The organism is Chengkuizengella marina, assembly GCF_009910845.1.
GTDB classification, from domain to species: Bacteria; Bacillota; Bacilli; order Paenibacillales; family KCTC-33759; genus Chengkuizengella; species Chengkuizengella marina.
The window spans coordinates 1-8,680 of the sequence record NZ_SIJB01000051.1 but is presented as its reverse complement, the minus strand read 5'-3'; the positions used below and the strand labels follow the sequence as shown (position 1 = coordinate 8,680).

Sequence of the window (8,680 nt, the reverse complement as noted above, 5' to 3'; positions counted from 1 at the left end):
ATTTTTAAATCATTAACCCTTTATTTGCCATCATTACTGGATCAGTGACTGTATCAAGTTCCTCAAGTTTACCCATATCTACTCTAAATAATCGATCAGCAACATCAAAATATTTGTCATCATGTGTTATCGCTATAATGCATTTTCCTCTTGATTTTAATTCCTGTAAAAGTGTAGTGTAGAAAAAATGACGATAATCTGGGTCTTGATCTGCAGCCCATTCATCAAATAAAGCAAAAGGCTTATCTTCTAAATAACTGATTAATAATGCCAGTCTTTTTCTTTGACCAGATGATAGTTTAATCGTACTGAATCCTTCTTTTGTAATTTGAACCTTATCTTGTAAATGTAGTATTTTTAAATACTTTTGAGCCTCCTCAAATTTACTTTCAAAATCAATACCGTATAATTTATCAAATAAATATACATCACTAAAAATAACTGAAAAATATTCACCTACCTCATCCGAGGTTATCACTTGATCGTTCAGCCACAATCCCCCTTCATCCGGTTCATAGAGTCCAACTAACAATTTTGCGAAGGTTGATTTTCCGCTTCCATTCCCCCCTGTAATAAAAATGATTTCACCTGAATGAAACTCTGCATTAATAGGTCCTATTTTAAAATGATCACTATTTTGTTGTTTATATTGATAAAAGGCATTTTTCAGTTCCAACTTCATATGATTTACTTTTGGTAAATGGATAGGGACTACGTTTTTGGTTTCCAGTTCATTTAGATCTTTCAACATTACATTCATTCGATTCCAGCTCACTTTAATCATGAGCAGCTCAGGAATAGAGTTGAGAATACCTGTCAATGGACCTCCCATATATAAAAATACGAATACATAACTTCTTAACATATCATTTTGAATATTTACGAATAAAATAGGAAAAAGGAAAACAACCGCTCCTATCACTGTTACAAAAAGTAAATCACCTGTCACAATACCATATGCTAATTTCGTGTCTGCAACAGTTCGTTTCTTCCGATATTGATTACAGCTTTCCGTCATATCCTCTTTAAATTCGATGGACTTCCGTGCATTCAAGGATAATTCTTTATAGCCACCAACTAAATCATTTATAAACTTAAAAAAATGATTTTGGATATCTCTTGTTTTCTCCCAATCCTTCTCAGCAGATTTGCTAATAAAATAAAATAGAATAGATGCGATTGAAACAACAGACAATGAAATGAGTAATCCATAAAAGCTAAGAAGACCAAGATATATAAGTCCAAATACAATGGTAATAGACCACGTAAACACATTTACGAAAAAGTTTGCGAATCTACTAATGATCTCTGTATCATTATTTAGAGAAGCTTGGATCTTTCCATCCTCCATTGATTCAAGAGTAGCATAGGAAGTTTTTAAAACTTTTTCTACAAAATGTACTCTTTTATAGAAAACAATATCGTTTGTAATTTTAATCAACTTAAACCGAATCACAATTTGACAGAATAAAAATAATAAAATAGACAAAATGAAATAAGAGAATAATAGATTTTTTGGCAATATTCTCTGGTCAGATATTGTTTCATTTAATACAAATATAACCATCGAGTTTCCTAATCCACTGATAATACTTAAAGTAATTAATGATATGTATGGTTTCTCTTCAGGTTTTGTATAAATAGAGGTCAGCCACATGTAGGATGTAAATAAACATATTGAGGTGAAAAGTAAAGCTAGTATCCATTTCATTTGATTTGGAACAGGATTAAAAAAATAAATGGTTGCAGTATATAAACAGTAAACGATAAATCCAATCACTATCATTGAAAATAATATTCCAAGCCAATGACGTTTTCCAAATCCAATACTTGCTCGATTTTTTTTATAGATTTGAAAAATCGTTCTTACATTAAAGAAACAAAGACTTAACGTGATGAGTGTAATTAATAATAATAAAATAATAAAAACTAATTGCATAAAATACAGTTCCTTTCACTTAAGTATTGTAATCATCAAAAATTTAATCCAAATTAAACTATATTTTAAACTTTTAGCCATTTGCTGATTATTTCTTTTAAAATATATAAATACATATTTATACTGAATGTGTTCAAAGTGACTCACATTTCAGCATAACTATCGTAATTTAGGCCTGCGATTCTTATCACAAGATACTTTTTAATATAGTAACTCCACCTCCAAATTAATTCTTTTGGATTTATTTTTTATCTTTTAAAAAAAATTTAAGCAAATATAAATCTTCTTCATCAATTCATTTATAAACTTATATAGAATATTATAGAGTTCAAATGTTAATAAATAAAAACGCTATTTTTGTCATATTTAATTAAAATAATGAAAATTATTCTAGTATTCCGCCTAATTCTCTATATTTCATAACACAATATACATATATGTATATTGTGTTATGATTGTAGCTAAAGATAGTAATTCTTATACGATAAAAAAGCGTGAACTTTATGTCACACCTTAGATTCGCTATAACGAATATGATTTTCAATCAGTAGATTTTGCTCATACAGCTCCCATTTGATTCCATCTGCAAGTGCATTAGTTTAAGTGCCTAACATCAGGTTTTTATTAAAATGTCCATTTTATGGATTTATTTCAGTTAACAACGGGGTTTTTGGATTTCTAGAAGGAGGTTAGGAAAGGAAATATTTATTGTTGCTTCATTTTGTACTATCTTTTCATATCTATATCAGCATGATAGTACACTCATAGTCACTTTTGTAATTATTGATTATTTCAGTAGATTTATCGCAGGGTGGGTAATGAGGAAATTTAAAAAGCATTGTGGAATTTGTGGGAATAGTAAAAAATATGAACGAAATTCATCCTAATATAATTTCTATATTAAAATCTGCTTCAGATGCAAACCACTGTGTAATCTTTTAGATTGGATCCATGCGAGTGATATACTAATGAATTAGTAATAATACCATTAAAAAGAAATGGAACCGTAAAACTCTTGTTAAAAAGGAATCTTTGCTCCTAATTTGTGTTGCATTCACACCAAGTTATTTACAGATCGCATTAATCATATTTAAAAAATTCACTCCAATATCATAAAAAAATGGGGAGAGGCTAGTAGAAGTAGTTATAACAGGTACTGCAACACGATCACCGTCCGATTTACTTATCAGAAGAGTGAAATTGAAGAAGCATAAGTGAAATCAAAGCCTCCTAATTCAACCAGATAAACATCACTAGATTTCCATTATATATTCAATTAATAAAGTATTATAGTTAATATCAGCAAAACATACTGCTCATCTTTTTTTGTTTTTTCAGACTTTTATTATTTTGAAACAAAGTAATAATCCCCCTATTTAGTTAAGGATTTATAGGTACGGGCGGTTTACTACAAAAGTTTATTCAACAGCGTAAACGTTTACGGTAAATGAATTCCCACCTGTACTTGTTGGGTCTGATATATATATTGAATCATTCTTTACAACACTAGTATAAGAACCATTTTTCAAAAAGTTAAAAATAATAGGATCAGTCCATAATGAAATATCCTCTTTCACTCTAAAACTTATTGTATCTGCATTGGAGTTATTAACAATTTCCCAATATAATTTTTCAGTACCTGAAGGAATGTTTACTGTAGAAAAGTTATTACTTGAACGGTGTTTCTGACCGGGCTGAGGTTCACCATTTGATGCAATTGAAGCAATAAGAGTAAGTTGTTCTACAGGTTCTTCAGCATGATATTCAAATATCGCAGAGACTGGTTGATGATCAGACAATTCTTTTCCATTGCTATCTAAAAAATCCTCATTGGGAACAGCATAATCCTTAACACTTAATTGTAGAGATTCTCCACTACGATATATGATTTTATCAATGCGATCACCTGACTCACCTATTCCTGGAATAATCCCTCCATTTTCAAAATCAGCCCAAGCATCGGAGAATCCTGCATCTGCAAATTGCCTTACTTCCCCTTCTGCTTTATACTTACTATTAAAGTCTCCTGTTACAATAACAGCATTTCCTTCAGACCATTGATCAATTTTAGATAACAGTTGCTGAAAATTTTTCTTTCTTACATTCTTATCATCTTGACTCCCACCTGCGTCAGCATGAAGATTATATATATCAACGAAAACACCATCACTTATTTCATGTCGAGCAAATGAAAACCCTTTTGGTGTTAAACAATCATTTGCAGCATCAAAAACACCATTGCAATCATCCCAATCTTCACGTTTGAAATCTATAAAAAGAAATATTGAGAAACGATTTAATCCATCACCAAAACCCATGGTACCTGAATGTGATGATAGATAAGGATGATCTACTTTTTCAATTAAATCACTATGATAATTAAAATCTTCTTGAACAAGAACGATATCATAATTGTTTAATTTAGGACTGATAAGAATGGTGTTTTTAGCGGGGTTTGATGATGAAACAGGATCCCATAATCCAGCTACATTATAGGTTAATAATGAAAACTCTCCTTCTATCTCTTCTGCCTTAGCTAAAGATGAATATTGATTTGACAAAATCAAACTACTAATAATAAAACTGAATACAAGGATATAAATCTTTTTCATTGAATCATCTCCTAAGTACATTTTATAATCTTTAGAGGGGCTAGCTATTTTTTTCATCCTGAGATTTGAATTTATTTTAACACAAATAAAATAGACCTTTAAAACACTATAATCAGCTAAATATCATTAAAATAGTATATTTTCAATATTTTTCCATAGTAATACTAGTTTTCTTGTAGTTATCCTATTAATTCTACTTAATTAATAAACTGATTCTGCGACTTGCCCACCAAACAAAGCTAAATAGGATAGATATTAATGACATCCTTAAAACGATGGGTAGAGTTAGTTCTATATTGAATAATCACAATTTATTGATCCATACTTGGGGTAACCTTTCATATATTTTCAAAGTTTTTCCCTTCATACCTTACTCACTTTTCCAACACCTAAAGAGTTTAAGAAAAGAGTACTAGAGAGATTGCACATGAAATTCTCTATTTATATCACATGATAGGTAAATATTTTGCAAATTCTTTTTTTTCAAATTTTGTTTATAAAAAAAGTGTGAACTGAATTCACACTTTAAAAATAGAGCTATTACTTACTTTTCCCCGATTTTAGGAAGTTCAGTTTTTGCTATACTTTGATCTAATTGCTCATATTCATAGTATCCAATTGTTTCATACAATTCTTTCCTCGTTTGCATTTGTTCGAGGGATTGTACTTGTGTTCCCGTATTAAATATTTCTGTAAATACATTTTCATAAGCTTTTGCAGCTACTCTTAAAGATGTTACAGGGTAAATGACCATATTATAACCCATTTCTCTAAATTGATCCGCTGTATAATAAGGTGTTTTCCCAAACTCTGTCATATTCGCTAGCAATGGACCTTCTATCAGCTCAGCCATTTTTCTAAATTCATTTTCTGAACTTAGTGCTTCTGGGAAAATAGCATCAGCCCCTGCTTGGACATAAGCATTTACTCTTTTAACTGCACTGTCAAAACCCTCAACTGACTTTGCATCCGTTCGAGCCACAATTAGAAGACTCGGTGCCGCAGTTTTAATCATTTTTATTTTTTGTACCATATCTTCAGTACTTATTAGTTTTTTTCCGTTTAGATGACCACATTTCTTAGGCAAAACCTGATCTTCAATTTGTACTGCCGCCACCCTAGCTTCAACCATTTCCTTTGCAGTTCTGGCTACATTGATAACCTCTCCAAAACCAGTATCAATATCTACTAGTAAAGGCAAGTTTGTTGTTCGAACTAGCTCACGTGCCCGCTCTGCAACCTCCGAAGATGTCACAATACCTATATCTGGTAAACCACGACTTGCAGTATAAGCTGCACCGGATAGATAAAGTGCTTTAAATCCTATTTTTTTTGCAATTAGTGCTGCCATCGCATCATGCGTACCTGGTAATTTTAATATTTCATCTCCCGTAATGAGGCCTTTCAACTGTATAGCTAAATCCATTTGACTCACTTCTTCTTCAATTAACCAACTCATATGTATCCTCCTACATCTATGCTTTTAAGAATATAAATAAATCATAAAACATTCTTTCCTCCATACTAACTGGATTTATTTATGAGATCAAGAACAACAAAAATAAAAAAACCTTTCCAGTTGATATATATTTAAACTGAAAAGGTTTTATCTTGTAACTTTTTAATTTGTTATAGTAAGCTCACCATTTTCTAACTGCCAATTAATTTGCGGAAAATACTCTTTAAAATAATTGATATTTACATAGGTGATACCTTCTTGTAAAACAACATTTTTATCTGCTGTTGGAAGCAATAATTCTTGTTCTGCGGTTTTAATTTCAATCGCCTTCTTTGAATGATTCCAACTAATTTTTCCATCTACTAAAGCTGATAAGACTCGTGATGGAATGAAGACTTCATTTTCTTCTTGTATATATTCAAAGTAATCATAAAATGCAATGTCGTTAACAAATATAGAATGATCATTTTTAACTAATTCTATCTTCTCAATCCCAGCCATCTGTAAAGCAGAAATGAGCTGTGGAATTTCTTCCTTCACTTCAATGTCAGGTATCACACCTACTCCATCAACAGTGTTTTTACTTGGATCAAAATACTCATGTGATGTGATAGATATTACCCCACCATTAGATAGTGGTAGTACGTTCTGAATGTGTCCCTTACCATAAGATTGTTGTCCAATAACAGTAGCCAAATTATGCTCTTGCATAGCTACAGATAAAGCTTCTGAAGCACTAGCTGTATTCTCATTTACCAATATAATGACTTCATAATCAATAGTTTCTCCATCTAATATAACGACTGGATCCATATCATTTACATTGTCTTTAGTAAACATTAATATTTTTTTATCCATAAATTGCTTAGCTATATTTTCGAGTGTATATATTAATCCACCTGGATTATCTCTTAAATCTAAAATCAACGTTTCTAAACCATCTTCTTTTAATTCATTTAACTGCTCAGTAAATGGAATATCCATTTCTTCAGCAAACTGAAAAAGACGTATATATCCAACCCCTTCTGAAATGACTTCACTTACGATTAGAGGATGTGTAACAAGTTCCCTCGTTAATTCCACATTCACTTTTATACCATCTCTTACAATGATCAACTCAATAGCGCTACCTTCCTTACCTTTAAATAATTCCTGTATCTCAGCTTTTGTTAACTCTTTAATTGGTGTACCGTCAATGGCTACGATTGAATCCCCTATTTCTAGGTCATTACTAGAAGCTGGAGAATCAGGATAAATTAGATCAATAATTAATGATCCGTTTTTAACTACGGTTTCTAAACCAATTCCAATAAACTCATAATCAAATAAACCTTCTTCTTCTAACTCACTTGGTGAAATATATCGTGAATAAGGATCATTTAAATTGTTAATCATTCCCTCAATCGCCTGGTCGATTAATTGTTCTTGAGTGGGTGAATCTAAATGTAAGTATTCAATATAATCTATTGCTTCATTTACTGCATCTATTGAATATAATTCATAATCAAGTTCACTATCTTCAGCTATAACCTTATTTGCTGAAAATATCATTGAACATGATACTATAAATGCAAGTCCAAGTTTAATCATTGCTAGTTTATTTTTAGTAATCAAAATGAGCACCCCTTGTGATGTTTATTTATGTTTATTTAAATTCAATATATTGATTCTATCTGTAATATTTTCCATTGTCCGTTCTTTGATTTCTTAAATTTAATAAAACTCTCATCCATTTCAACTTCTACTCCTCCATGATTTTCATTCGTTGAAATAGTATTATATTTTATAAAGAGTGTTACTTCATCCTCATAGATATTTACAACTGATGATTCTTCGATTTGAACAAAAGTATAATCATAATTATTAAAAAGAAACCCGTCATAATATTCTTCGAACCACTCAAGGCCCAACAAATCTATGTATTCTTCATGTAAAGTAGATTTTAATTTAGCTAAATTCTCTTCTTTAATAGAATCTAAATATTTTTGAAAAGTTGCTAACACTTTTTTTTCATCTTTTTCTGGAAAATCAACATTTGAATTTTTTAGTTCTTCTAAGTTGTAATAATCAAATGATACAAATTCAATATCATTTATGAGCCATCTATCATTTTTAGATTTCACTAATGAATATATTTGTTCATACATTTCATCTAAATAAAAAGATCCATCAACTCGTTCATATATTTCCACAACATAAACATATACTTCATTATCTTCAATACTTAATATTTCTAAGTCTCTCATTTCAATATGGTCATTATAATTTTCAAAATTCCATTCAAATTGTGACTCCATACCCCAATCTTCTATAAACTGCTCTTCAAATAAACTTACAATTTGCAAATTTTCTTCATTATAATAATCTTCATATTGATCAAATAGTTCTAAAATCAATTCTTCATCATTGACCTTTGGTTGAGGGCTAGTAATAGATATCGTTTTCGTTGAAGCATCCCACTCGACATTTGCTCCTGTAGATTCTCCTACAAAACGTAAAGGAACAAAGGTATGATTATGTACTAATTGCGGATTTACTGACATTTCAATATCTTCGCCATTTACTTTTGCTAGATTGTTATTCAATGTCAATTCTACCGTCAAATCTTCATTTTCACCTGTTACCGTTTTCGCTTGTTGATTCCACTTTACATTGAGTCCCAATTCACTA

5 protein-coding genes are annotated in these 8,680 nt (G+C 30.6%); all 5 read right to left on the bottom strand.

Going from position 1 to position 8,680, the window contains the following annotated elements; all coding sequences use genetic code 11:
• Nucleotides 1-4: 4 nt before the first annotated feature.
• Nucleotides 5-1,939 (bottom strand): cyclic peptide export ABC transporter, encoded by a 1,935-nt coding sequence (locus ERL59_RS19030; RefSeq protein ID WP_160647833.1) that lies wholly within the window; start codon nt 1,937-1,939, stop codon nt 5-7.
• A 1,418-nt stretch (nt 1,940-3,357) separates the two neighbouring features.
• A complete protein-coding gene (locus tag ERL59_RS21175; RefSeq protein ID WP_160647832.1) occupies nt 3,358-4,551 on the bottom strand; it encodes an endonuclease/exonuclease/phosphatase family protein in 1,194 nt (397 codons plus the stop codon).
• A 544-nt stretch (nt 4,552-5,095) separates the two neighbouring features.
• On the bottom strand, nt 5,096-5,977 hold the full coding sequence (gene prpB, locus ERL59_RS19020; RefSeq protein WP_407925747.1) for a methylisocitrate lyase: 882 nt from the start codon (nt 5,975-5,977) through the stop codon (nt 5,096-5,098).
• A 195-nt stretch (nt 5,978-6,172) separates the two neighbouring features.
• Complete coding sequence (locus ERL59_RS19015; RefSeq protein WP_160647830.1) at nt 6,173-7,624, bottom strand: S41 family peptidase; 1,452 nt, start codon at nt 7,622-7,624, stop codon at nt 6,173-6,175.
• A 41-nt stretch (nt 7,625-7,665) separates the two neighbouring features.
• The coding region (locus tag ERL59_RS19010) for a copper amine oxidase N-terminal domain-containing protein (protein WP_160647829.1) at nt 7,666-8,680 on the bottom strand (1,015 nt) is incomplete at its 5' end.